The sequence below is a fragment of the Myxococcus qinghaiensis genome, from assembly GCF_024198215.1.
GTDB classification, from domain to species: domain Bacteria; phylum Myxococcota; class Myxococcia; order Myxococcales; family Myxococcaceae; genus Myxococcus; species Myxococcus qinghaiensis.
In genome coordinates, this window is sequence record NZ_JAKCFA010000002.1 from 130280 (window position 1) to 156211 (window position 25932).

The window sequence follows — 25932 nt, forward strand, 5'->3', positions numbered from 1 at the left end:
TTGATATGGCCTTGCAGCCCGGCGACAAATTCGGCCGATACGAGCTGGTGTCCTGGCTTGGTCGGGGGGGAATGGCGGAGACCTGGCGTGCCCGGTGGATGGGCGACGCCGGCGTCACCAAGTCCGTCCTCATCAAGAAGGTGCTTCCCGAGTTCGCCGAGGACGATGCCTTCGTGTCGATGTTCATCAACGAGGCGCGCATCTCCGCCACGCTGTCCCACGGCAACATCGCGCAGGTCTTCGACTTCGGGCGGGTGGAGGGGCAGTACTACCTGGCGATGGAGTTGGTGGATGGGCAACCGCTCCACCACGTCCTGAAGCGCGCGGTGAAGACGGGCCTGGAGCGCATGCCCATTCCCCTGGCCGTCTACATCGCGCTGGAGATGTGCCGGGGGCTGCACTACGCGCACACGCGCACGGACGACAAGGGCAAGCCCCTGGGCATCGTCCACCGGGACATCTCTCCGGACAACGTCCTCATCAGCTACGAGGGGCAGGTCAAGATCGTCGACTTCGGCATCGCCAAGGCGGAGATGGCGCGCAACTTCAGGACCGAGCCCGGCGTGGTGAAGGGCAAGTACCACTTCTTCTCGCCCGAGCAGGCGCGCGGGCGCGAGGTGGATGCCCGCACGGATGTCTGGGCGACGGGCCTGGTGCTGTACGAGCTGCTATGCGGGCAGCGCCCCGTCACCGGGACGCAGGCGGCGGTGATGATGCGCATGGCGCACGGGGAGTTCCCCTCGCCTCGAGAGGTGCGCACGGACCTGCCCGTCGCGCTGAACGAGATTGTCATGCGGGCGCTCGCGGTGGACCTGGACAGTCGCTACGAGTCGGCGAATGCGTTCGCGGATGCGCTGGCGCAGTTCCTCTATTCGCATGCGCCCCGGTTCTCGACGATGAACCTGGCGTACCTGGTCCGGGTGCTGTTCCGGGGAGACATGGCGATAGAAGGGCGGGAGCTGTCGGTTCCGTCCTCGTTCATCGACGAGCTGACGGTGTGGCGGGCGAGCGGGGCGCCGCTCGAGATGACGACGAAGAAGGAGTACGTCAGGCACGTCTCTTCGCGAGCCGCGACGGAGAGGGAGCTGGACGTGCGGCAGATTTCCCAGCGGCCATCACGCAAGCTGTTGTTGGCCGCGGGGACGGCGGAAACCCCTCAATCCACGGCGGAGGTCCCCGCGTTCGAGGAGCCCGAGGTTCCTACCTCAGTCCGGGACGTGCCGTCGGGGTGGGGCTTGAAGGCGGGGGGCGTGGCGGGGCTGTCCATCGCAGTAGGGGCGCTCTGCGTGTACTTCATCGGATTCGGGGCCACCGAGGGACCCCGTCCGCTGCCACCGTCGAGACCCGGGCCGGTGACGCCGAGTGTCGCCACTCCGCCAGTTCCCGTGGACGAAGGTCCTCAGGGCGCGACCAAGGCCGACGTGCGTTATGCCCGAAGCATGCTCGAGCAAGGGAACCATCTGACCGCTTCCTTTCTGGCGGATAAATGCCTGGCGGCCGAGCCGAACCATCCAGACTGTCTTTTGATCTCCGGTGCCAGCATGGCCCGGATGGAGCGGTTCGATGTGGCCGTCCAGCAGTATAGAAAACTCATCACGCATCACCCCGACCATCCACTCGTGGGGACCACTCGCACGTTGATGATGGAGTACGAGCGGATGCACGCCGCGCAGCCTGCCTCGAAGCCCACTTCGCCCGCCGTGAGTGCCCCTGTTGCTGGGACGGCTCGCACGAAGGTGGCGGAGGAACAGCGGAACAATGTGGCTCCGCCTCCCTCGACGACGGGTGTGTCCTCCACAAGCACGCAAGCGATGCCTGGCGATGGAGATACATCGGCTGCAAGGGATACATTCGTTACCGAGGCAAGGCGCCTCATCAGGGGGCAGAAGTACGCTGAGGCGCTTGTCATGGCTGAGCAGTGCGCCAGGACCTGGCCCTCGTCCGCGGACTGCGAGTTGCTACTGGGAATCACCAAGGCCCGGTTGGAACTCATTGATGAGGCGGCCAATCACTATCGGCGCTTCCTTGCCCTGGCTCCGAGCAGTCATCCATCGAGGAAAGGAGTCGCGGACCTCCTGCATCAGTACGAGATGAGCCGGAAGTCCCGATGACCTGATCCGCCATCTGGGCCAATGCCGGAGGACACCACGCGGTCCGGCCGCCGTTGTCCGACGATGTTCCGCGCGCTCGCTGCCTTTCGAACCGGCGGGTCATGAACGCCCCCCGCCACGGTGCGCAACCGCGCCCCCGGGAGACCACGGAAGTTAGGGCTCCCGGGAATGTAGGGTAGGTTCCGGCCCGATATGGCCTTGCAGCCCGGTGACAAGTTCGGCCGATACGAGCTGGTGTCCTGGCTCGGTCGGGGAGGGATGGCGGAGACGTGGCGCGCCCGGTGGACGGGGGATGCCGGCGTCACCAAGTCCGTCCTCATCAAGAAGGTGCTTCCCGAGTTCGCCGAGGATGAAGCCTTCATCTCGATGTTCATCAACGAGGCGCGCATCTCCGCCACGTTGTCCCACGGGAACATCGCGCAGGTCTTCGACTTCGGGCGGGTGGAAGGTCAGTACTACCTGGCGATGGAGCTGGTGGATGGGCAACCGCTCCACCACGTCCTGAAGCGCGCGGTGAAGACGGGCCTGCAGCGCATGCCCGTTCCCCTGGCCGTCTATATCGCCCTGGAGATGTGCCGGGGCCTGCACTACGCGCACACGCGCGCGGACGACAAGGGCACGCCCCTGGACATCGTCCACCGGGACATCTCCCCGGACAACGTCCTCATCAGCTACGAGGGCCAGGTCAAGATCGTCGACTTCGGCATCGCGAAGGCGCAGATGGCGCGCAACTTCAAGACCGAGCCTGGCGTGGTGAAGGGCAAGTACCTCTTCTTCTCGCCCGAGCAGGCGAGAGGACACGAGGTGGACGCCCGCACCGATATCTGGGCCACGGGCCTGGTGCTGTACGAGCTGCTGTGCGGCCAGCTCCCCGTCACCGGCACTCAAGCGGCGGTGATGATGCGCATGGCGCACGGGGAGTTCCCCTCACCCCGGCAGGTGCGCGCGGATCTTCCCTACGCGCTGGATGAGATCGTCATGCGGGCGCTCGCGGTGGACCTCGACGAGCGCTACGAGTCGGCGAACGCGTTCGCGGATGCGCTGGCGCAGTTCCTCTATTCGCATGCGCCCCGGTTCTCGACGATGAACCTGGCGTACCTGGTCCGGGTGCTGTTCCGAGGAGAGATGGCGACGGAGGGACGGGAGCTGTCGGTCCCGCCCTCGTTCATCGACGAGCTGACGGTGTGGCGGGCGAGCGGGGCGCCGCCGGAAGCGCCGCCGAAGCAGGAGCGCGCGAAGGCGGTGTCTTCGCGGGCCGAGACGGAGATGGAGCTGGACCTGAAGTCGGGTGCACAGCGGCCAACACGCAAGCTGTTGCCGGCGGCGGAGGCGGTGGACGAGGTCCATCCCACGGTGGAGGCGCTGGAGGCCCAAGCGCCCGCGACGAGCACGTCAACCCACGGCGGGATGATGGGCTGGGGCGCGATGGCTGGGTTCGCGGCGGTGCTGGTGATGGCCGTCGGGGCCTTCTATGCATTCGTCATCGCGCCTCAGAGTGCAGGGAGGCCACGCCCGCTGCCTCCGATGACACACGGACCGCCGACTCCGGATGTTCCTATTTCGCCGAATCTTCAGCTGCCCCCCCCGGAAGAAAATCCCCCGGGCGCGACCAAGGCCGATGTGCGTCAGGCCCGGGCATTGCTCGAGCGAGGCAACTACCGGGCGGCCTCCGCGATGGCTGAGAAGTGCCTCGCCTTCGTGGAGAACCATCCGGACTGCCTGTTGATCGCCGGCGCCAGCATGGCCCGCCTGGAGAAGTTCGACGTGGCTGTCCAGCGGTATCAGGCCCTCGTCAGGCACCACCCCGGACATCCGCTCGCGGAGACGACTCGAACGTTGATGGGAGAGTACGAGCGGATGCACGCCGAGAAGTCCGCCCTGAAGCCCCTCTCACCCGACGTGAGTCCTCCGCTTGCTGGGACGACTCGCCCGAAGGTGGAGGAGCCGCGGAAAACAACCGCGCCGCCTCCCTCAACGCCGGGTGCCTCCACCGAAATCGTGCGGACCACGGCGGCGGAATCGGTGACCCAAGCCAGGGAGTTCATCAAGAAGCAGAAGTACACAGAGGCGCTGGCGGTGGCTGAGAACTGTGCGCGGATCTGGCCCTCGTATGCGGAGTGCCGACTGATGCTGGGCATCAGCAAGGCCCGCTTGGGCCGCCTCGACGAGGGCGCCATGGACTATCAGACGTTCCTCGACCTGGCTCCGCACGACCATCCGTCCAGGGAGGGCGTCACCAAGCTCCTCCGGCAGTTCGATGACCGCAAGCTCATGGGGCGCTGAGGGACTGCCCCCTCTGGCCGGCCGGCAGGCTGCTGTCCGACGGAGCGCCCGAGCATCCGCGGGCCTCTTGGACCAGTGCGTCATGCCCGGCCCCGCCACGGTGCACAACCGTGCACAGGGAGACCCATGAAGTTCGGGCTCCCATGGATCTAGGGTAGGTTCCAGCTCGATATGGCCTTGCAGCCCGGCGACAAGTTCGGCCGATACGAGCTGGTGTCATGGCTCGGTCGGGGGGGAATGGCGGAGACGTGGCGCGCCCGATGGGTGGGCGACGCCGGCATCACCAAGTCCGTCCTCATCAAGAAGGTCCTCCCCGCGTACGTGGAGGATGAGGCCTTCATCTCCATGTTCATCAACGAGGCGCGCATCTCCGCCACGCTGTCCCACGGCAACATCGCCCAGGTCCTCGACTTCGGGCGGGTGGGCGGTGAGTACTTCCTGGCCATGGAGCTGGTGGATGGGCGCCCGCTCCACCACATCCTGAAGCGCGCCGCGAAGACCGGGCTCAAGCAGCTCCCCATCCCCCTGGCCGTCTATATCGCCCTGGAGATGTGCCGGGGCCTGCACTACGCGCACACCCGCACGGACGACAAGGGCAAGCCCCTGGACATCGTCCACCGGGACATCTCCCCCGACAACGTCCTCATCAGCTACGAGGGCCAGGTCAAGATCGTCGACTTCGGCATCGCGAAGGCGCAGATGGCGCGCAACTTCAAGACCGAGCCCGGCGTGGTGAAGGGCAAGTACCTCTTCTTCTCGCCCGAGCAGGCGAGGGGACGCGAGGTGGATGCCCGCACGGATGTCTGGGCCACGGGCCTGGTGCTGTACGAGCTGCTGTGCGGCCAGCTCCCCGTCACCGGCACTCAAGCGGTGGTGATGATGCGCATGGCGCACGGAGAGTTCCCCTCTCCCCGAGAGGTGCGCCCGGACCTGCCCGTCGAGCTCGATGAGATCGTCATGCAGGCGCTGTCGGTCAAACTCGACGAGCGCTACGAGTCGGCGAATGCGTTCGCGGACGCGCTGGCGACCTTCCTCTACGCCCATGCGCCCCGGTTCTCGTCGATCAACCTGGCGTACCTGGTCCGGGCCCTGTTCCGGGAGGACATGGCGGAGGAGGGGCGGGAGCTGGCCGTGCCCCCCTCGTTCATCAACGAGCTGACGGTGTGGCGTGCCAACGGGGTGCCGCCGGATGCGCTGACGCAGAGGGACCGGGGAAGAGTGGTCTCCTCGCGCTCCAACAAGGCGTTGGAGCCGGAACAGAAGCCGGTGCCCCGGCGGTCGACGCGCAATCAGGTCCCCGTCGCGCCAGCGGAGCCCCCCAAGGCCGCGCGAGCGGAGGTGGCGGAGCCGCCGAAAGCCAGTGGAGGGCTCCTGGGCTGGGGGGCGATGCTGGGGTTCGTGGCGGTGCTGGGGATCGCGGCCTTCGTGACCTACACGTACCTCATCGCGCCCAACATCCCCGCGGCGGGACCGCGTCCACTGCCCGCGTCGAGGCCCGGGCCGGCGATACCGCTTCGTCCCGTCACCCCGGACGAGAATCCCCCGGGCGCCACCAAGGCGGACGTGCAGAAGGCGCGCGCGGAGATAGAGCAGGGCGACTATGAGAAGGCCTCCGCCCTGGCGGAGAAGTGCCTGGCCGTCGTGCCGGACCATCCGGACTGTCTCATGATCTCCGGGGCCAGCCTGGCCCACCTCGAGAAGTTCGACGTCGCCGCGCGGCGCTATCAACACCTCGTCGAGAAGCACCCCGGCCATCCCTTCACCAAGACGGCGCGGACGCTGAGGCTGGAGTACGAGCGGAAGCACGAGAAGCAGTCCGAACAGGCCCAGGCCGACGCACCCGTGGCGCCACCCGTCGAGAGCCCGTCGACGGTCGCCCTTCCCGCCAACAATACCGAAGCAGGGAAGTCCCCCGACGTGAACGCCGAATCGAGGAGGCCCAAGATTTCAGACCTCCTCGGCAAGAAGGGCGGCATGACAGCGGAAGCGGGCACGCTGTCGATGTCCGGCGTGTGGGTCATCCGGGCAAAGGACTTCATCACGAAGAAGAAATACCGCGAGGCAGTCGAGGTGGCCGAGGAGTGCGTCGAGACGTTCGCCACGACGCCGGACTGTCACCTGATGTTGGGCATCGCCAAGGCGCGGTTGAACAAGAACATCGATGCGGCCAAGAGCTATCGCCGGTTTCTCGAGCTGGCTCCTCCCGACCATCCGAACCGCGAGGAGATCGAGAACATCGTCAAGGTCTACGCGGGGACCAGGAAGAGCCGGTGACCTGAACTTTCCCGTCCCCCGGTAGGACCCTCGACAGCCCCGCCATGGCCCAGGACCGCAACGCACGCTTCGGTCGGTACGAACTCCTGGCCCTGCTGGGTCGTGGAGGCATGGCCGAGACGTGGCGCGCGCGACTGGTGGGCGCCGCGGGCGTCACCAAGCCCGTCCTCATCAAGAAGGTCCTGCCCGAGTTCGCCAACAACGAGGACTTCATCTCGATGTTCGTGCGCGAGGCGCGCATCTCCTCCACGCTGTCCCACGGCAACATCGCCCAGGTCTTCGAGTTCGGCCGCGTGGACGGCCAGTACTTCCTCGCGATGGAGCTGGTGGATGGGCAGCCCCTCTACCGCGTCCAGAAGCGCGCCGCGAAGCTGGGCCTGTCGCAGCTGCCCGTCCCCCTGGCCACGTACATCGCCCTGGAGTTGTGCCGGGGGCTGCACTACGCGCACACGCGCACGGACGACAAGGGCACGCCCCTGAACATCGTCCACCGCGACATCGCGCCCGACAACGTCCTCCTCAGCTACGAGGGCCAGGTCAAGATCGTCGACTTCGGCATCGCGAAGGCGCGCATGTCGCAGACCTTCAAGACCGAGCCGGGCATCGTGAGAGGGAAGTACCTGTACTTCTCTCCCGAGCAGGCCAAGGGCCACGAGGTGGACGCCCGCTCCGACGTCTGGTCCACGGGCCTGTTGCTGTACGAGCTGCTCTGCGGACAGCCGCCCATCACCGGCACCCAGGCCGCGGTGATGCTGCGCATGGCCTATGGCGAGTTCCCCTCGCCGCGACAGGTGCGCGCGGACCTTCCCGTGGCGCTGGATGAGCTGGTCATGCAGGCGCTGGCGGTGGACCTGGGGAGCCGCTACGAGTCCGCGAATGCCTTCGCGGATGCCCTGGCCGGCTTCCTGTACTCGCTCTCTCCGCCGTTCTCGACCCTGGACCTGGCGCACCTGGTCCGGGTGCTGTTCCAGGAGGACCTCTCCGAAGCGGGCCGCTCGCTGTCCGTGCCGCGCTCCTTCCATGACGACCTGGCGGCCTGGCGCGCCCACGCCGCGAAGTTCCGCCCACCCCCGAAGGCGCCCCCCGTTCAAACCGAGGAGCTTCCTTCCGCCCGGGACGCCGCGCCCGCTTCGCCCCAGGACCCGGCTCGCAAGCGCAGGCACTCCGAGGGCTTGATTCCCTTGTCGGAGCGGCCCACCCAGCTCCACCTCGATGGCGCCACGGAGCTGCACCTCGACAGCATTCCCCGGCCCCCGCGCTGGAAGCGCATCGCGGCCCTCGCCGGTGGCGGTGTCGTCCTCGCGGGACTCTGCTGGCTCGCCCTCTCCGCGAGGGGCCCGTCCACGTCGACCCCGGATTCGCCCGGCGCCGACGTGCGGGGCCGCCCGGAGTCCGGTGAGCTGCGTCCTCCCATCGTCGTCGAGTACCCGGTGAAGGAGTTCCTGCTCGAAGCCGACCGCGACGTCATCATCGTCCCTCGGAGCTACAGGTCCTTCGGGCCGCTCAATCCCGAGCACGCCTACACGCTCGCCGACACGAATGCGTCCAGGCAGGGGGAGCTCGCCGTCCTCGCGCCGTCCTCGAGCGAGGCTCCGACGGTGTTCTTTCTCGGGTCGGGAGACGCGTCGCTCCTGCCCGAACATGCCCGACTGGGAGCGCTCTCCGGCGAGCCCACCGTCATCCAGGGCGCCCGTGAGCTGGCGCTCTTCCGACTCGGTCCCGCGAGCACGGAGCTGATGTCCGAGCGCCCCATCCGCCTGTCCGGCGGCAACGGCGCGGCGCCCAGGTCCCTGGTGTTCCACCCGGATGCGGAGGGGCTGTTGTTGAAGCGCGCGCTCGTCCTCAAGGGGCTGGACCCGATGGTGACCTATGCGCTGAACCTGGAGGCGACGCCTCGGGCCGCGTTCCTTCATGGGCGCGAGGCGGGGCCCGTCACCGCGGTGGCCTGCGCGCAGTGGATGCCGCCTCCCGAGGACAATCCCTCACTGCGCACGAGTCCCAGGGACCCGGACGCCTTGGGCCTCCAGTTCCTGCTCCGACAAGGCCAGGAGCGCCGCGTGCGGGGCGTCCTGGGGCTGAGGTGTGGCTTCATCGACGACAGCGTCGACGGCAACTCGGGCGCGCTCCTCGTGCGCATCGACGCGGAGGCTCCACCCAGGCGGCCTCCCGGCAGAAAGCCTCGCAATACGGACGCAACGCCCTGAGGCCCGGGAACACTCACAACCGGACATTGTGAGAGTCTTCCTCCTGGAAATCGAAGGCGCATCGGCCTCGAAATGACGCCTTCATCACGACTCGCGCAGCGCGCCCGCCACGGGCTGCCCTCATGACCCCCAATTCCCCCGAGAACCTTGGTCGCTACGAGCTGCTCAGCCAACTGGGCCGAGGAGGCATGGCGGAGACGTGGCGCGCGCGGCTGATCGGCGCCGCGGGTGTCACCCGGCCGGTCGTCATCAAGAAGGTGCTCCCCGAGCACGCCCGAGATGAGGCCTTCATCTCGATGTTCATCAGCGAGGCGCGCATCTCCGCCACGCTGTCCCATGGCAACATCGCCCAGGTCTTCGACTTCGGGCGGATGGATGGCCAGTACTTCCTCGCCATGGAGCTGGTGGACGGACAGCCCCTCCACCGACTGATGAAGCGCGCGGCGAAGACCGGGCTCAAGCGGATGCCCATTCCGCTGGCCACCTTCATCGCGCTGGAGATGTCCCGGGGGCTGCACTACGCGCACTCCAGGACGGACGAGAAGGGCAAGCCCCTGCACATCGTCCACCGCGACATCTCTCCAGACAACGTGCTCGTCAGCTACGAGGGCCAGGTCAAGATCGTCGACTTCGGCATCGCCAAGGCACGCATGCTGCGTGACTTCCGGACCGCGCCGGGCATCGTGAGAGGGAAGTACCTGTACTTCTCGCCCGAGCAGGCGCGAGGCCATGAGGTGGACGCGCGCACGGATGTCTGGGCCACCGGGCTGGTGCTGTACGAGATGCTGTGTGGCCGGCTCCCCGTCACCGGCACGCAGGCGGAGGTGATGATGCGCATGGCGCGCGGGGAGTTCCCGTCGCCCCAGGAGCTGCGCGAGGACGTGCCCTCCGCGCTGAATGAGATCGTCATGCGGGCGCTGACCGTGGAGGCCTCGCTCCGCTATCCGTCGGCGAATGTCATGGGCGACGCCCTGGCCTCGTTCCTCTATCCGTTCGCGCCCCGGTTCTCGCCCATGAACCTGGCGTATCTCGTCCGTGAGCTGTTCAAGCCGGACCTGATCCAGGATGGCCGCGAGCTCGTCGTGCCCGCCACGTTCGCCGAGGAGCTGAACTCCTGGCGACACGCGGACCAGGAGGCTCCACCCCCGCCTCCCTCCAAACGGCCACGGACTCCCGGGCCCGTGCCTGCTCCCAAGGAGGCCACCCCGAAGCGTGACTCACCACCTCCCGCCCCCGAGCGCGGATGGAGGCCCGCCCACTGGGGGACCCTGGCGCTGGTCGCGTGCGGAGGACTGCTCGCGCTCGCGGGGATGAACTACTGGTGGGACTCGAGGGAGGCGAGCGAGGAGCTTCCCGGTCAGCAGGGTGCCGCCTCGCAACAACCCGTACGGTATCCGGAGTCCGGTGTCGGGGACCTCCTCGCGAACGACCTCGCGCGGGTTCGCGCCAGGCAGGAGAGGGCGACACCGAAGGTCGCCAGCCCCGAGGTAGCCGTCGCGCGCGAGGAACCCCCGCCGGCGTATCCCGAGGCGACAACCTTCCGCCTCGACTCCCGACAACACATCCTGCGTCGGCCCTTGGAGCTGGTGGCCTTCTCGCTACTGGATTCGCAGGCCACCTACCTGCTCTGGGGCTATGTGGAGGAGAGGCCGTCCCAGTCGGGTGTCCTGGCGCCCTCGCCGCGCAGGGAGTCCCCCATCTTCTTCCTGCTCTCCGGTGGGCCTCTGCTTCGCCAGCCGCGTCTGGGCGTCATCCCCCACCGTCGCCTCCCCATCCAGGGCGCGAGGTCCGTTTCGCTGTTCACCCTGGGGGAGCCGACCACGGACGGCGACCCTTCCTATATGGTGTTTCTGCAGGACATCGAGTCGCAGGAGCTGCGTAGCCACTATTTCAATTCCTCGCGCATGCGCATCTCCGCCAGCAAGGGATTGCTCATCCGGGGACTGGACATCAGGCAGACCTATGGATTGTCACTCCATTCCCTGGGGGAGGGTGTCTTCCTTCAGGGCCGGGAGCAGGGACCGGAGAACCAGGTGGCGTGTCTCGAATGGATTCCGACCCCCACCGAAGCCAAGGGATTGGTGCCGCGCAGCGCCTCCGCCGGAGAGCCCTTGCAGTTCCTCCTGGCGCAGGGGCGCGAGGTGAAGGTCCGGGGCATCCTGGGCCTGCGCTGCGGCTTCGTCGACGACGCCGCCTTCGACAACGAGGGGGAGGCGGAACTGCGAATCACCGCCCCGGAGCCCAAACGCCCGGCGGTCCCGGTCCCAGTCGCCCAGGAAAACTCCCTCCTGAAGGAGGCCACGCTGCTGTCCGGACTCGGCAAGTACAATGCGGCGCTCAAGCTGTCCGAGAATTGTCTCGCCCAGGAGCCCAGGCAGCCAGACTGCCTGGTTCTCTCCGGGTCCCTGCTGTCGAAGGTCGGGAAGATGGAGACCGCCCTGGAACGCTATCGGACGTTCATCCAGCACTACCCCGCCCACCCCCAGGCCCCCACGGTGACCCGCATCCTCCAGAAGTATGGGCACCTCAAGCCGCAATGAGCTCGCGTCCCGCATACATGGACAGACATTCTTGATCTGAATCCCTCGCGCTACCCTCTGAGTCCCATGGCGGAAGAGCAGCCCGAACAGTTTGGCCGGTACGCGCTGCAGTCTCGCCTTGGCCAGGGAGGAATGGCGGAGACGTGGCGGGCCCAGTTGCTGGGCGCCGCGGGCGTCACCAAACCCGTCCTCATCAAGAAGGTGTTGCCGGAGTTCGCGAACGACACGGCCTTCATCGAGATGTTCATCAGCGAGGCGCGCATCTCCGCCACGCTGTCCCACGGCAACATCGCCCAGGTCTTCGACTTCGGGAGGATGGATGGTCAGTACTTCCTGGCCATGGAGCTGGTGGATGGACAGCCGCTCCACCGCGTCCTGAAGCGGGCGGCGAAGACCGGGCTCAAGCAGATGCCCATTCCCCTGGCCGTCTACATCGCGCTGGAGATGTGCCGGGGGTTGCACTACGCGCACTCGAGGACGGACGAGAAGGGCGTCCCCCTGGACATCGTCCACCGGGACATCTCCCCCGACAACGTCCTCATCAGCTACGAGGGCCAGGTCAAGATCGTCGACTTCGGCATCGCCAAGGCGCGCATGTTGCGCAGCTTCGACACCGAGCCGGGCATCGTGAAAGGGAAGTTCCTGTACTTCTCTCCAGAGCAGGCCCGGGGCCGCACGGTGGACGCGCGCACGGATGTCTGGGCCACCGGACTGGTGCTGTACGAGATGCTGTGCGGCCAGCACCCCGTCACCGGCACGGAGGCCGCCGTCATGTCGCGGATGGCCCACGGGGAGTTCCCATCGCCGCGCGAGGTGCGAAAGGACCTGCCCTCCGCGCTCAATGAGATTGTGATGCGAGCGCTCTCCGTGGAGGCCTCGCTTCGCTATGAGTCGTCGAACGCCTTTGGCGATGAGCTGGCTTCGTTCCTCCACCGCATCGCGCCGCGCTTCTCGACCCCGAACCTGGCGTATCTCCTCCGGGAGCTGTACCGGGAGGATCTGCGCCACCAGGGGCGGGAGCTCGTGGTCCCCCCGACCTTCATCGAGGAGCTGACCGCCTGGCGAGGCTCCGAAGCCTCCGCGCCGCTCCTCCCGCCGAAGCCCCCTTCGTTCGGACTGGCGGACGTGCCCACGGAGCCGCTGTCGGGCCGGGGAGTGCACGACGCCAACGCAAGGCCTTCCGCGCCCACCCTCGAAGAGCTGTCCTCCGGGCCGATTCCCTGGGGGGTGATCATCGGTGGCGGGCTCGCGCTGCTGACCGCGCTGGCCATTCCCTTGCTGACCGGCACCGACGAGTCCGGGACCGCGCCCCCCGGGCCAAGGACGCTCGGGCCTGACACAGGGGGCGTTTCGGAGTGGCCCGGCGCGGGCGGGCGGGCGAAGGGCACCGCCGATGAGGCGAGCCCGGACACCTCTGGGACTGCCGGCAGCTACCCCGACGCGACGGTCTTCCGTCTGGACTCGCGACGACAGGTGCTGCGAGTGCCGACGTCGCTGGTCGCCTTCCCCCGCTTGGACGAGGCCGCCACCTACCAGTTCTGGATGGCGAATCCCTCGGATGGGCTGGGGAGTTCCTCCATCCTGGAGCCGTCGCCGCGTCGAGATCCGCGCATCTTCTTCCTGCTCGCCGGCGAGGCAGTGCCGTCCGAGCAGCGCGAGGGGATTGTCCCGCGACGGCCCCTCCCGCTCACGGGCATCCGGGCCATCTCCCTGTTCACGCTCGGGGAGCCTGTCGAGGAGGACCTCGCGTCGCAGGCCGTGTTCCTCCGGGACTCCAAGGCCAGCGAGGAGCTGCGCTTCACCTTTCATCCGGAGCCCATGCGCGTCTCCGCCGACAGCGGGCTGCTGATTCGGGGGCTGGATGTCCGTCAGACCTATGTCGTGTCGCTGACACCCGTGGGAGACGGCGTCTTCCTTCGGGGGAGGGCCCAGGCGCCGGCAACCCAGGTGGCCTGTCTCGAATGGCCTTCGGGCCCCTCCGTCGCGGAGGGCGCCACCTCCCGCGTGCAGCCCGTGCAGTTCTTCCTGTCCGAGTCACGAGAGGTGAAGGTCCGGGGCATCCAGGGGCTGAGCTGCGGTTTCGTCGACGACGACGCCTCCGACAACGAGGGCGAGGCCGACGTGCGCATCACCCCCTGGGACCCCAAGTCCTCCAAGGGGCAGGGCTCCGCGAGCGCCAGGAAGGCCGCGGAAGCGAAGCGGCTGGCCATCCAGGCGCAGCGCCTGGCCCGTGCGGGGCGGGTGGATGATGCCTACCTGGTCGCCAAGGACTGCATCTCCAATGACAAGGAGCGGGAGCAGCCGGACTGCCTGCTCATCGCCGGGGACATGCAGGCGCGGCTGGGGCGGATGGAGGACTCCGCGGAGTTCTATCGGGCCTTCGTCCAGCAGCACCCGAAGCACCCCCAGGTCGCCCGGGTGATAGGGCTCCTCCGGAAGCAAGGTCAAACCCTGACAGGGCCTCTCCTTCGCCCGCCGCCTCCGACTTCGGAGAAACGGAAGTAAGCGAGTCCCGCATTCAAGGTGCCCCCTTTTTGATCGGAATCCCCCGCGATACCCTACGCCGCAATGGCGAATGAGCAGCACGCACGGTTTGGCCGGTACGAGCTCCAGTCCCGAATCGGCCGGGGGGGCATGGCGGAGACGTGGCGAGCCCAGCTGTTGGGGGCCGCGGGCGTCACCAAGCCGGTCCTCATCAAGAAGGTGTTGCCGGAGTTCTCCAACGACGAGGCCTTCGTCGCCATGTTCATCAGCGAGGCGCGCATCTCCGCCTCGCTGTCCCATGGGGCCATCGCGCAGGTCTTCGACTTCGGGGAGATGGACGGCGATTACTTCCTGGCCATGGAGTACGTGGACGGCCAGCCGCTCAATCGCATCATGAAGCGGGCGCTGCGCTCCAACTTCGCCAGCCTCCCGGTCCCCATCGCCACGTACATCGCGCTGGAGATGTGCCGGGGGCTGCACTACGCGCACACGCGCACGGACGACAAGGGCGAGCCCCTGCACATCGTCCACCGCGATATCTCTCCGGACAACGTGCTCGTCAGCTACGAGGGCCAGGTCAAGATCGTCGACTTCGGCATCGCCAAGGCACGCTCGCTGCGCAGCTTCGACACCGCGCCAGGCGTGGTGAAGGGCAAGTACCTGTTCTTCTCTCCGGAGCAGGCGCGGGGCGAGGAGGTGGACGCGCGCACGGACGTCTGGTCCACGGCGGTGGTGCTGTTCGAGATGGTGTGCGGCCGGCTCCCGTTGGAGGGGCCGGAGTACGTGGTGATGCACAAGCTGCACACGCGTCAGCCGCTGCCGCGTCCGCGCGACATCAAGCCGGACCTGCCGGTGCGGCTGGAAGCCATCCTCCAGAAGGCGCTCGCGGTGAGGAAGGAGGACCGCTTCGAGTCCGCCCATGCCTTCGGGGACGCGCTGGCGGGCTTCCTCTTCAAGGCGGCGCCGCGCTTCTCCGCGATGTCCGCCGCCTATCTCCTGCGGGAGCTGTTCCGTCCCGACCTGACGGAGCTGGGCAAGGACACCAAGGTGCCGCCGTCGTTCGTGGAGGAGCTGTCCGTCTGGCGCGCCACCACGAGCCTGCTGCCCAAGCCGACGGAGCTGTCCACGCCGGAGCTGCGCACGGAGCCGCAGACCCTGGAGAGCGAGCCGGGGGACCTGCCGGACGGCGGAGAGGGCGCGGCACTGGAGGGCGACGAGGACGAGGACGGCAACTCTCCGGACCGGGGAGGCTTCTTCGAGAACGGCTTCCGCATCTCCACGCACCACGTCGTGGTGGCCGTGGTGCTGCTGATGCTCGCGGGCCTGTTCTGGTCCTCCTTCGACAAGCTCAAGGCGGACTGGATTCCTCCCGAGCCGAAGGCCACCGTGCCGCCGCCTCGGCCGCCGCCGTCCACGCAGCAGATCAAGGAAGCCTCCGACCGCCGGGCGCCGAACGGGCCTCCAGCCCAACAACCCGTGCAGGGGACGAACCCGAGCAAGCCCTCCGTGGAGATGGAGTCGGTGCACCTGCCGCTCGACTCGTTCCGGCTGGACGCGCGCAAGCACCTCTTTGGCGTGTCCTCCGGGCGCGCGGCGCTGGGGACGCTGGACCCGCAGGTGACGTACCGCATCTCCGAGTCAGGCGTCCTGTCTCCGGCGGACCGCGGCAAGCCCATGCCGAGCATCTTCTTCCTGTTGTCGGGGAAGGATGTCGCGGCGGACGCGGCGGTGGGGCTGGTGACGCGCAAGCCGGAGCCGTTCCGAGGGGCCTCGGCGGTGAGTTTCTTCACGGTGGGCGCGCCCACGCCGCAGGACGACCTGCCCGAGCGCATCGTCACGGTGCTGAACACCCGGACGAACGAGGAGCGCCGTCACACCATTCATCTGGAGTGGATGACCACCGACCTGAGCCGGAGTCTCTTCGTCGACGGGCTGAACCCCATGGAGGTCTACACGCTGACGCTGGAGCCGGTGGAGGGAGGCGCCTTCACCCGAGGCCGGCTCCAAGGCCCGGTGGTGACGGTGGCGTGCGTGCAGCAGGTCTCCGTGGAGCGGGATGGTCCGAGCACGCCTCCGGCCCGGGCACAGCGCTTCCTGCTGTCTCGCGGGGAGGACATGAAGATCAGCGGCATCCATGGGCTCTACTGCGGCTTCATCGACGACGACCCGTCCGACAACGAGGGCGCGGTGGCGGTCCGCATCGAAACGGCGCAGGCGCGGGAGGACCGAGACAAGAGGGAGCGCGAGGAGGCCGCGAACGCAGCGACCGCGCAGGCCGCCGAGGCGCCCACCGATGCGGGGACCCACACCGCGGGCTCGGAGCCGACGACGGTTCCCGCCAAGGTGACGGCCGGCAAGCCGCCGCCTCGACAGCCGGACCTGGTGGTGGAGCCGGACGAACCGCCCGAGGCGAGCCGGGGTGAGCTGGCGCTCCTGCAGGCGAAGAACCTGTTCAAGGCGAAGCAGTACGACGCCGCGAGGACGCGCGCGCGCGAGTGTGTCGCGATGGAGCCGGAGAACTTCGAGTGCCACCTGTTCCTGGGCTCGGTGGCGGCCAAGCTCGGGCGAATGGAGGAGGGCGCGAAGCACTATCGCCTCTTCCTCGACCTGGCTCCGTCGTCCCATCCTCAGGCGAGCAAGGTGATCAAGGTCATGGAGGAGTACGAGTCCATGCGGGGCACGACCGCGCAGCCGTAGGTCGCGGGCAAGCCACGGCTCACTCCACGCGCTGGCCCCGGGCCTGAGCGCTGACATTCTCCGAGGAAGGTGCCATCGCCCCGAGCAGCTCCCGGGCGCGCTCCACCTGTCTCGGCGGAAGCGGTGGGAATCCCCGCAGCGCCGCTTCCAGATGAAGCCGGGCGCCATCCCGCCCGCCACTCGCCGAGGCGACGAGGCCCGCGACGTACTCCAACCTCGCGTCGCGCGTCCCCAGGCTCAGCGCGGATTGCATCAGGGGCCGTGCCTCGTCCACCTTGCCCGCGCTGACGAGCGCATAGGCCAGCACCGCCTGTGTGAAGACGTCCTGCCTGCGTGTCAGCTCACGTCGGGCGAGCGCCTCCGCCTGGGCCACGTCCCGGCCGAGGTCCAGCAGCAGTCGCGCCTGCTCGCGGCCATCCTGGGCCGCGTCCTGGAGCGCCAGGACGTATTGCGACTGGGCCGCCTGCTCACGTCCCGCCGCCCTGAGCGCATCCGCCAGGAAGGCACGGTGCCCCGCCTGAGGCCGCGCCGTCATCGCCGTCCGATAGGCCTCGGCCGCCGCGTCGGCCTGGCCTCGGGCGCGCAGGACATGGCCGCGTCCCGCGTGGGCCCGGTCCAGGTCCGGTGCATGGGTGAGCGCGACGGTGAAGTACTCGAAGGCCGTGTCCGGTTCGCCCTTCGCGAGGTACGCATCGCCCAGCTCACACAGCGCCCGGGCCACCGTGTCTCCATCGCGAGGGTCCGCCGACGTCGCCGCGAGCTTGAGCACGGAGATGGCCCCGTCCACGTCTCCTCGCAAGAGACGCAGGTACCCCACGCGGCTGTACGTGGCATGCGAGGGCTTCAGGTCCATCATCCGCGCATAGGCCGCCTCGCCCTCGTCGTAGCGCCCCAGCTCCAGCTCGGCGTCTCCGAGCAGTCCCTGGAAGAAGGCGTCGTGCGGGTACTGCTCCGTCAACCGCAGCGCGGCGTCGCGGAGGTCCTTGAACTGGTGGTCGTGGTGGAGCAGCAGCAGCTCCACCTTGAGCGCATCCACACGCTCGGGGTCCACCAGCAACGCGCGCCGGGCCGCGACGCGCGCATGCATCAGGTGCCGGGCATCCGCCGAGCGCAGCCCCTCTCGCATCCACTCCGTGGCGAGGCGGGCCTGCGCCGGAGCATCGTCCGGCGGGGCCTCCCGCTCCATCCGCGCCAGTCGCTCCAGCGTGGATTCCCGAGCCCGTGAGTCCGACGCGTCCGGGCGCGCGGGAGCCACCCACCACCGGGTGAGGCCACCCGCGGAGATCGCCACCACCGCGACGCCAAGGGCGAGCAGTTGTCGAGAGGCCATGGCGCGAAGGCTCAGGGAGTCGGGTCGCCGGAGTGGGGAGGCGCCAGATACGGGAAGGTGGTGAGGAACGCCTTGTCGTTGGCCGTCACGCCATCACTGAGCCCGCTGGCCGCGGCAGCGAAGGTGCCACCTCCGTCCGGCAGGAGAGCGGGTCCGCCGTCCGCGAACGTCGTGAAGAAGGCGCCGCCCACCGCCCTGAGCGCCACGTCCGTCACGTCATCCGTGAGCAGCCGGCCGTTGGGGAACGAGGAGTCCGTGCCGGTGTTGATGTGCAGCATCTCGCCGGTGGGCTTGCCCTGGGTGTTGCGGGTGAAGATGGTCGCCAGGTCGGTGCGCGGCGCGGGCGGGGCCAGGGGGATGAAGCCCTTGGCCTGGAGGAGCTGGGGCAGCTCCGGGTTGGTGACGATGGCGACGATGGCGGGCGTGGCCAGGTCGTTCTGCGGCTTGGAGGCGTTGAAGAAGTCCTTGAACTTCATGGGGACGACCACCTCGTTCACCAGGGGGTTGCCCAGCCGGGACACCTGCACCCAGGCGCCGCTCGTGTCCACGCTGCCATCCGCTCGGCGCGTCGTGACTTTGGGCCGGCTGGACGTGGTCCAGATGCCCAGGTGCGGGGAGCTGAACTCCGTCAGCGGCAGCTCGATGACCATGGACAGCACGTTCAGCCCCGCCAGGTCATCGCGGTTCGGCTTGCCGTCATAGTTGAGGAAGTCGAACGTCTTCGAGAGGTTGACGAAGAACGGGTCATCCCGAGGGCCCGCAAAGATTTTGTACTTGGCCGCGCTGCCCAGGCCCGTCTGGATGGCGCTCTGGGTGATGGGGTCCAGCGTGGAGGCCCCCGCCGTCTGCGGATAGGCCGGCGTCGTCAGCCGTCCCACGTTGTTGGGCGCCACCGGCGCGTCCCGGACGATGACCTGCTGCGAGCCGCCCACCACCTTCGTCAACGTGTACGTCTGGTAGCGGAGGATCTCCGGCGCCGTGGCCGTCTTCACGCCCGCGAAGGCGTACAGGAAGGAGTCCTTGAAGGCGTCATAGCCGGCCACCGCGCCCACGGAGGGCAGGGGGCTGGGGCGAATCTGCGTGCGGAAGCGGAACTGGTAGCGCACGTCCGGAGCGCCGTCGCCCGACTGGTCGATCTGGATTTCGTAGAGGACGTTGTCGTCGAACAGGTAGTAGTTGGGGCCGCCGTACGGAATGCCGATGGGGTAGTAGTTCGCCACCAGCACCAGGTTGCCGCCCTGTTTCCAGGCGTAGAGGTCCGTCCCGTCCGCCGCCGGGTCGTTGCTGATGAGCGGGGCCTCCCGATGGCTGGAGGCCACCGCGACGCTGGCTGCGAGGAACAGCGGTACCGCGAGGAGACGCCACGCTGGAAGGGAAGCTCTCATGCGTTTTCCTGTGAGGGGGGAATCGCGAGCGCGGGTGCGGGACGAGACTGCGGGCTCGGTCGCCTGGGGGAGCCCTGAGTACCCAGCAGGTCGGGCCCGTGGCTCCTGTCCCAAAGTGCGAGTCGCCCTCCAGTGTCCAATGGGGGTCAACACCAGCCGTGATGCAGTGAGTCAAAAAGGTGGAGCCTGGGGGGTTGGAAAAGGGAGGGGGCCTCCCGTAGAAAGGCAGCCGCATGACGCACTCCCGCATCGTCCGTTCGCTCGCGCTTCCGGTGTTGCTCCTCTCCGCGGCCTGCGGTGACTCCGAGGACTCCATTCCCGTCCGGACCTGCGAGGTGACGCTGACGTACGCGCCACAGCAGTCGCTCCAGGGCACGGTGTCCGTCACCGGCGAATGGAATGGCTTCGCCGCCGCCTCCCTGCCCATGGCGGACCGGGGTGACGGCGTGTTCACCGCGCGCCTGGAGGGCCTGGAGCCGCGCGACTACGGCTACCGCTTCGTCGTGGGCAAGCAGGAGTTGATGGATCCCCAGAATCCATACTCCCGCTGGGTGCGCACGGAGGAGTACTCGCGCCTGACGGTGCCGGACTGCCGGCAGCCGGTGCTGGAGCTGCGGCGCTTCGTGGCGACGCCCGAGGGCACGCTGGACGTCGACGTGGCGTACGTCGACGGGACGGACGAAGTGGGGCCGGACACCGACAAGGTGACGCTGTCGCTGGACGGAGAAGTCAGGCAGGGCGCCTTCGACGCGAAGACGGGGCGCCTGAGGTTGCAGGTGGAGGGACTGCCCCAGGGCAAGCACCACGTGAAGGTGGTGGCCATGGACGCGTCCGGCCGCGCGGCGCAGCCGCTCTACCTGCCGTTCTGGGTGGAGCCCCAGAAGTTCCGGTGGGAGTCGGGGCTGATGTACTTCGCCTTCACGGACCGCTTCCTCAACGCGCGCTCGGAGAACGACGGCGCCGTGGCGGACGTGGACCCCATCGCCAACTACCAGGGCGGCGACTTCGCCGGCATCACCCAGAAGATTGAAGACGGCTACTTCGACGCGCTCGGCGTGCGCACCCTGTGGATCTCCCCGGTGGACCAGAACCCCGAGGGGCGCTTCATCGGCACGGGCGGCAAGTACTACGCCGGCTATCACGGCTACTGGCCCTCGCAGCCGCGCACGACGCAGCACCGCTTCGGTTCGATTGAGGAGCTGCGCGCCCTCACCGCCGCGGCCCACGCCAAGGGCATCCGCGTCATCGCCGACCTGGTGCTCAACCACGTCCACCAGGAGCACCCGTACTGGGTCAACCACCGCAACGACGACTGGTTCAACACCTCCGCCAGCTGCGTGTGCGGCACCCAGGACTGTGACTGGGAAGAGAAGCGGCTGACGTGCAAGTTCACCGACTACCTGCCGGACTTCAACTGGCGGTCGTCGAACATGGTGGACCGCTTCATCGACGACACGCTGTGGTGGCTGGAGGCGGCGGACTTCGACGGCTTCCGCATGGACGCCGTGAAGCACATGGACCAGGTGGCGGGCCGCACCCTGCGCGGACGTCTGCGGGACATCACCGCGATGACGGGCACCGAGTTCTATCTGGTGGGGGAGACCTTCGTCGGCGCGGACGGCCGCTCGCAGATCGCCCGCTACATCAGCCCGCGCGAGCTGGATGGCCAGTTCGACTTCCCCCTGTACTGGCCCGTGCGCGAGGCGTTCGCGGATGGCCAGGGCCTGGAGCGCGTGGACCAGGCGGTGCGGGAGAACGAGGTCTTCTACGCGCCGGGCACCATCAACTCGCCCTTCATCGGCAACCACGACGTGGCGCGCTTCATCTCCCAGGCCGCGAAGCAGCTGGACGGGGAGGGGGGAGACCCCTGGAGCAGCTCACGTCCCTCGGCCACGGTGACGGACGCGGCGGCCTTCGAGAAGGCGAAGTTCGCCTTCACCTTCGTGCTCACCCAGCCGGGCGTGCCGCTCGTCTATTACGGGGACGAGGTGGGCCTGCCGGGCGCGGGAGACCCCGACAACCGCCGGCTGATGCGCTTCGGCTCCACGCTCACCCCGCTGGAGGCGGAGCTGCTCACCGTCGTCCAGAAGCTGGGGCAGGCGCGCCTCGCCCATCCCGCGCTCCAGACGGGAGCCCGGCACACGCTGCGAATCGAGAGGGACTTGTACGTCTTCCAGCGCTCGCTGCCGGACGGGCAGGGGGCGATCATCGCCATCAACCGGAGCGACGTGGAGCGTCCGCTGGTGGTGGAGCCCCTGGGCAGCCTGGCGGCGAGCAGCGCCACCTACGCGGACGTCTTCAGTGGCCGCACGCTCCAGCTCGCCGGGACGGAGACCACGATGGTGATCCCGCCGCGCAGCGTCGCCGTGTACGTGCCCGCCGCCGAGTAGTGCTCCCGCGGAGCCGAGGGAAGGGGAGGGGCCGCCCCCTTCCCACCGCGGGCCCGCGAACTACGGCTGCTGCGGGGGAGGCTGCTGCGCCGTCTTGTGCTTGTAGAAGAGCACGAGGGTGTAGCAGTGGAATTCGTTATCGGACGACTGGGCCACCACGCGATCCACGATCTCCAGATCCGAGTTGCTCTTCATCCAACGGGTGACGTTCTCACCCAGCTCCTCGCGCTCCTTCGCCTTGGTGGCGGAGAAGACCTTCACGCCCGTGAACATCGCCTGCCACTCCTTGTGCGGTCCCGACACAGGACAAGGGGGCGTTATCGCACGGGGTGTTCAGAGGTGTCAAAAACCCGGCTTCCTGGAGGGCAGGCTTCTGCTGGCCTCGTGACGGGGGTTTGCACGCGAAAGCGCATGCTTAGTTTGCTCAAGTCGCACCCGTTTGGGGGCGCTCGAGGCAGGGGCCACGAGTGGCGGCGTGTTGGGGAAGGGGGCAGGCCCGTGGACGTGAAGACCAAGAAGGATCTGGCGGTTGATTTCATCAACACCATCCGGACGATGGAGCCCACCGCGCTGAATGCGCTCATCGTCAAGGAGGCGGGGGAGGAGCTGGCGCAGTTCTTCCTGAACTACAGCGCCAATCTCATCTCCAAGGACCCGTCCCGGGTGCTGGAGAACACGTCCTCGCTGATGCTGATGGGGTACCTCATCCGCACCTACGAGGAGAAGAACACGCAGGCCAAGCAGGGGACCTTCCAGTCCTACGCCTTCGCCTGAGGGACGCAGGGGGGCACCACGGGCTCGACAGGCTCTGGGGAGCCTGTTAGGGAGCGGCGCCCATGCTCATCGACCTGCACGCCCATTCCCACCTGTCCAAGGGGTGCGAGTTGGACCCTCGCGCCGTGTTGGAAAGGGCCGCGCTGTTCGGCCTGGACGGGGTGGCCTTCACGGAGACCAATACCCAGGACGGCTGTGACGAGCTGTTCGAGATTGGCGCGAAGTCGAAGGTGAAGGTGTTCGTCGGGCTGGAGCTGGTGACGGACCGTGGCCAATACCTGTGCTTCTTCCCGAAGCCGGAGCTGGCCCCGGAGCCCGTGCAGATGTGGGGCAGCAACCGCGAGAAGCCCTGGAGCGCGGCGGAGTGTCTGCCCAAGGTGAAGGGGATGGGCGCCGCCATCATCGCGGCGCGGCCCTTCGACAGGGACACGCCCAACCCGGCCATGGACTTCGTGCGCTCGCTCACCGTGCTGAGCGCCGTGGAGGGCTACAACGCCCGGGTGAAGCAGACCGCCAATGACCTGGCCGTGGAGGCCGCGGAGGCGCTCAAGCTGCCCTGCACCGGTGGCAGCGACGTGCGCGGCTCCCTGGACGAGATGGGCCGGGGCGCGACCTTCTTCAAGAACCCCGTGACGACGCAGGCCCAGCTGGTGGCCGAGCTGCTCAAGGGCGAGTTCTGGCCGGTGATGGCCGGTGAGCTGCCCCGCCTCACGCGCCCCGGCGAGGCCCAGGCGGCTCGCAAGCAGGGCGGCGGTGGGGGTGGCGGGGGTGGCAAGCGCCGCCGCGGTGGTGGCGGCGGCGGTCGCCGGTAGTCGTTCAGAGCGCGGGCGCTACGGCAGGACGGAGGCGCCCGCCTCCTCGGCGCGAGCCAGACGGCCATCCGAGATGAAGGCCTTGCGACGGCCTCCCGGATACGTCCACTCCTCGTTCTTCGCGGTGCCCTCCAGCGTGCGCCGCACCAGCTCCGGCGGCCCCCAGGCCATGCGCACCGCGTCCGCGGACATGTTGGCCACCAGACGCTTCTCCTTCACGGCGTCGCGCACGGGCGGCGCGAGGGCCTCCAGCTGGGCCTTGGGATTCTGCGGCGTGAGGTACTTCTCCACCTCCGCGCGGAAGTCGTTGGGCTGCTCCAGGTTGGGCGGCAGCACCAGCACGAGGGGCGGCGCGTCCGGCTTGCCGTCCTCGGCCAGGTAGACCCACGGCCAGGTGCGCGGCGTGTAGAGGACGCGCTCGGCGACCACCCACGCGGTGGGAAACTCCACCTTGGTGATGCGCAGCTTCGTGCCCGCGGGCAGGGTGCGCTCCACGGCGCCGGGGTTGATGGGCTTGCCCTTGCTGTCGTCCAGGAGGCGCACGTCGTCCGGCGCATAGGGCGTGAGCAGCCGCTTGGAGCCGTCCCCGAAGAAGGGGGTGACGTTGCCGGAGACGCGCAGGTACTGCTCCGCCTCCGGGCCGGTGAGCGTGCGCTGGAGCGACGCGCGGGCGTCCGGCGCCATGCGGGTGTAGTTGCCACAGCCGACCGCGAACGCGGCCAGCACGAGGAGGGACAGCGAGGAGACGGGGCGTCGGGCGAGCATCGGGGCACCTTCCGCGACAGGGCGCGCGGGAAGGGCCTTGCTTAGCTCAGCGAGAGGCTTGAGTCAGCGTCGTCGCGGCGGAGGCTTCCCGCTTGCCGCCACGGCAGCCTCGCTGCAGCGGACACACGGGCCCCCGACCATTCGGGTCCGGCACCAACAGGAAGCGGCCGAGCCCGCGCGTGTCCGTGAGCTCCGGGTGACCGCACAGAGCACATTGGCGGGGAGGGCGCTTGGAGGGGGGGAAGGGCACGGGGAGCGAGTCTGCGTCGCTCCCGGACCCCGCGCGAATTTTCCGCCCCTCCGCGTCCGACTACTTCTTGTCGCCCGAGGCCGCGGCCGGCGCGGGGGCGCTGCTCGGCGGGGCCGCAGCGGGCGTCGACGACGGGGTGCTGGACGAGGACGACGAGCCGCTGCTCGAAGAGCCCGAGGCGCTCGAGGAAGAGGACGAGGAGCCGTCCTTCTTCGTGGAGCTGTACAGGTCGGAGTACCAGCCGCCGCCCTTGAGGACGAAGCTGGAGCGGCTGAGCATCTTGGTCAGCGGTCCTTCAGCGCCGCATGCGGTGCACGCGGCGGGCGCCGGGTCGGAGAACTTCTGCAGCACGTCGATGATTTTTCCACAGCTCTGACAGGCGTACTCGTAGATGGGCATGGTGCGGTGCCTCTTCAGGGAGTTGAGGGGGGAGCGCCGGGGTAGAGCTGCTTGCGCAGCCCTTCCGCGAGCCCCAGGCGCTCGATGGCGCGGAAGATGAGCTCCGCGGGAGAGCCGTACTTGCGGCCCACGGAGTCACAGAGCCCGTGCAGGTCCGTGGCGCCGGGCAGCTCGTCCCGCAGCAGCCGCTCCAAATCCTTGCGGAGCGACTCGTTGAACTTGCGCTGGATGCCCAGGTCCGCGAGGTACTTCTCACGGCCCAGCAGATCCAACCGGTGCGTCAGGTGCGAGGTGGCCAGCGCCTCGCGGCGGAAGCGCTCGCGCAGCGCCTCCACATCTTCGGACAGCCCCACGGAGGCCACCAGCCGCGCCAGCTCCGGCGGACTGACGCCCAGCGCCCAGCCCACCCGGCCCGTGGCGCCACGCTGCTGGGTGTAGGCGTCCAAGACTTGGAGTCGCTCCTTCTCCTTCAGCGCGTCGAGCAGGCCGTGATCTCTCAGCACCGTCTCCAGATCCACGAGCGTCAGGTCGCCGCGGGAGCCGTTGAAGCGGTGGGACATGTTGCGCAGCAGGGCGAAGCGGTGCTCGGAGCCCTCCAGCGAGGCCTCCAGCAGCTCCTTGCCGCCGGCGCGCGTCAGCTCCACGAAGGGCGTGCGGGGGGCCTCCACGCGGGTGAAGCGGCCTCGGGGGCGGGGCAGGTCGCGCCGCAGGAAGCTAGGCCCGTCATCCAGCGCCTGAAGCTCCTGCTCGGAGGGCGCGGTCGTCTCTTCGTCCACCAGGGTGGAGCGCTTCTTCGGAGCGATGCGCTCCTGGACGGTGGCCGCCTCCTCCGCTTTGGAGGCCTTCTTCGCCTTGCCGGAGGACTCGGCGGGCTTGGCGGCGGGCAGGGCGAAGGAGGGATCCGCGGCCGGGGTGGGCTTGGGGGTCTTCTCCTCCCGCACATAGGCCAGCTCGCGGGCGACGTCGTAGTAGCCGCAGCTCTGACGCTGGGCGGCAACGGTGGGGGCGGTCCCTTTGAGGATGTCCACGACGGCGAAGGGCCCCAGGGGGGTGGTCTCCGGCTCGGCGTCGGTGAGGGCCCGGACCCGGAAGTCATCGTCCTCGAGCAGCAAGGCGAGTGCTTCACGGACCTCGGGAGCGGGTGCCGGCGACTTCGCGCGCCGGCAGAAATCCGAGACGGCAACCGCCACAGGGGTGGGGACGTCGTCGGGCTGTCGTCTTCTCTGCCAGGGGC

At 68.5% G+C, this 25932-nt stretch carries 16 protein-coding genes; 10 read left to right on the forward strand and 6 right to left on the reverse strand.

The genetic code is table 11. The features are described from left to right. Window positions 1–5: 5 nt before the first annotated feature. From LZ199_RS03210 to LZ199_RS03240, 7 genes are all read left to right on the forward strand, one after another. Entirely contained in the window at window positions 6–2111 is a 2106-nt protein-coding gene (locus LZ199_RS03210; RefSeq protein WP_256568773.1) for a serine/threonine-protein kinase, read from the forward strand. A gap of 192 nt (window positions 2112–2303) precedes the next feature. Continuing rightward, window positions 2304–4394, forward strand: a complete 2091-nt coding sequence (locus LZ199_RS03215; protein ID WP_253992157.1) for a serine/threonine-protein kinase — start codon at window positions 2304–2306, stop codon at window positions 4392–4394. A 171-nt stretch (window positions 4395–4565) separates the two neighbouring features. Further along, window positions 4566–6668 carry a serine/threonine-protein kinase gene (locus LZ199_RS03220; protein WP_253992158.1) on the forward strand — a complete coding sequence of 701 codons (2103 nt, stop codon included), beginning with the start codon at window positions 4566–4568 and terminating at the stop codon, window positions 6666–6668. Between the two features lie 44 nt (window positions 6669–6712). Next, complete coding sequence (locus LZ199_RS03225) at window positions 6713–8872, forward strand: serine/threonine-protein kinase (protein ID WP_253992159.1); 2160 nt, start codon at window positions 6713–6715, stop codon at window positions 8870–8872. A gap of 122 nt (window positions 8873–8994) precedes the next feature. Next, entirely contained in the window at window positions 8995–11412 is a 2418-nt protein-coding gene (locus LZ199_RS46600) for a serine/threonine protein kinase (protein WP_323389114.1), read from the forward strand. A gap of 66 nt (window positions 11413–11478) precedes the next feature. Next, window positions 11479–13917, forward strand: a complete 2439-nt coding sequence (locus tag LZ199_RS46605; protein ID WP_323389116.1) for a serine/threonine-protein kinase — start codon at window positions 11479–11481, stop codon at window positions 13915–13917. A gap of 63 nt (window positions 13918–13980) precedes the next feature. Next, a complete protein-coding gene (locus tag LZ199_RS03240) occupies window positions 13981–16593 on the forward strand; it encodes a protein kinase domain-containing protein (protein ID WP_253992160.1) in 2613 nt (870 codons plus the stop codon). Window positions 16594–16612: 19 nt separating this feature from the next. Here the strand turns inward: LZ199_RS03240 and LZ199_RS03245 are convergent, their stop codons facing one another. Both LZ199_RS03245 and LZ199_RS03250 read right to left on the reverse strand, forming a co-directional pair. Continuing rightward, window positions 16613–17923 (reverse strand): tetratricopeptide repeat protein, encoded by a 1311-nt coding sequence (locus LZ199_RS03245; RefSeq protein ID WP_253992161.1) that lies wholly within the window; start codon window positions 17921–17923, stop codon window positions 16613–16615. 11 nt (window positions 17924–17934) lie between these two features. Then, on the reverse strand, window positions 17935–19308 hold the full coding sequence (locus LZ199_RS03250) for a DUF4331 domain-containing protein (protein WP_253992162.1): 1374 nt from the start codon (window positions 19306–19308) through the stop codon (window positions 17935–17937). 233 nt (window positions 19309–19541) lie between these two features. Here LZ199_RS03250 and LZ199_RS03255 point away from each other — a divergent pair, with 233 nt between their 5' ends. After that, window positions 19542–21698: an alpha-amylase family glycosyl hydrolase gene (locus LZ199_RS03255; protein ID WP_253992163.1), complete on the forward strand. Its 2157-nt coding sequence runs from the start codon at window positions 19542–19544 to the stop codon at window positions 21696–21698. 60 nt (window positions 21699–21758) lie between these two features. Here LZ199_RS03255 and LZ199_RS03260 read toward each other — a convergent pair whose 3' ends face one another. Beyond that, window positions 21759–21971 (reverse strand): hypothetical protein, encoded by a 213-nt coding sequence (locus tag LZ199_RS03260; RefSeq protein WP_141648720.1) that lies wholly within the window; start codon window positions 21969–21971, stop codon window positions 21759–21761. 225 nt (window positions 21972–22196) lie between these two features. On the opposite strand from LZ199_RS03260, the gene LZ199_RS03265 reads away from it, so the two are divergent. Together LZ199_RS03265 and LZ199_RS03270 are read left to right on the forward strand one after the other, a co-directional pair. Beyond that, window positions 22197–22472, forward strand: a complete 276-nt coding sequence (locus LZ199_RS03265; RefSeq protein ID WP_046713894.1) for a hypothetical protein — start codon at window positions 22197–22199, stop codon at window positions 22470–22472. Between the two features lie 62 nt (window positions 22473–22534). Next, entirely contained in the window at window positions 22535–23284 is a 750-nt protein-coding gene (locus LZ199_RS03270; protein ID WP_253992164.1) for a PHP-associated domain-containing protein, read from the forward strand. Between the two features lie 18 nt (window positions 23285–23302). Here LZ199_RS03270 and LZ199_RS03275 read toward each other — a convergent pair whose 3' ends face one another. The 3 genes from LZ199_RS03275 to LZ199_RS03285 all read right to left on the reverse strand — a co-directional run bounded on the left by LZ199_RS03275 (window position 23303) and on the right by LZ199_RS03285 (window position 25810). After that, a complete protein-coding gene (locus LZ199_RS03275; protein ID WP_253992165.1) occupies window positions 23303–24049 on the reverse strand; it encodes a hypothetical protein in 747 nt (248 codons plus the stop codon). Window positions 24050–24359: 310 nt separating this feature from the next. After that, window positions 24360–24698 carry an FmdB family zinc ribbon protein gene (locus LZ199_RS03280; protein ID WP_253992166.1) on the reverse strand — a complete coding sequence of 113 codons (339 nt, stop codon included), beginning with the start codon at window positions 24696–24698 and terminating at the stop codon, window positions 24360–24362. Window positions 24699–24712: 14 nt separating this feature from the next. Then, on the reverse strand, window positions 24713–25810 hold the full coding sequence (locus LZ199_RS03285) for a hypothetical protein (protein WP_323389118.1): 1098 nt from the start codon (window positions 25808–25810) through the stop codon (window positions 24713–24715). Window positions 25811–25932: the final 122 nt, after the last annotated feature.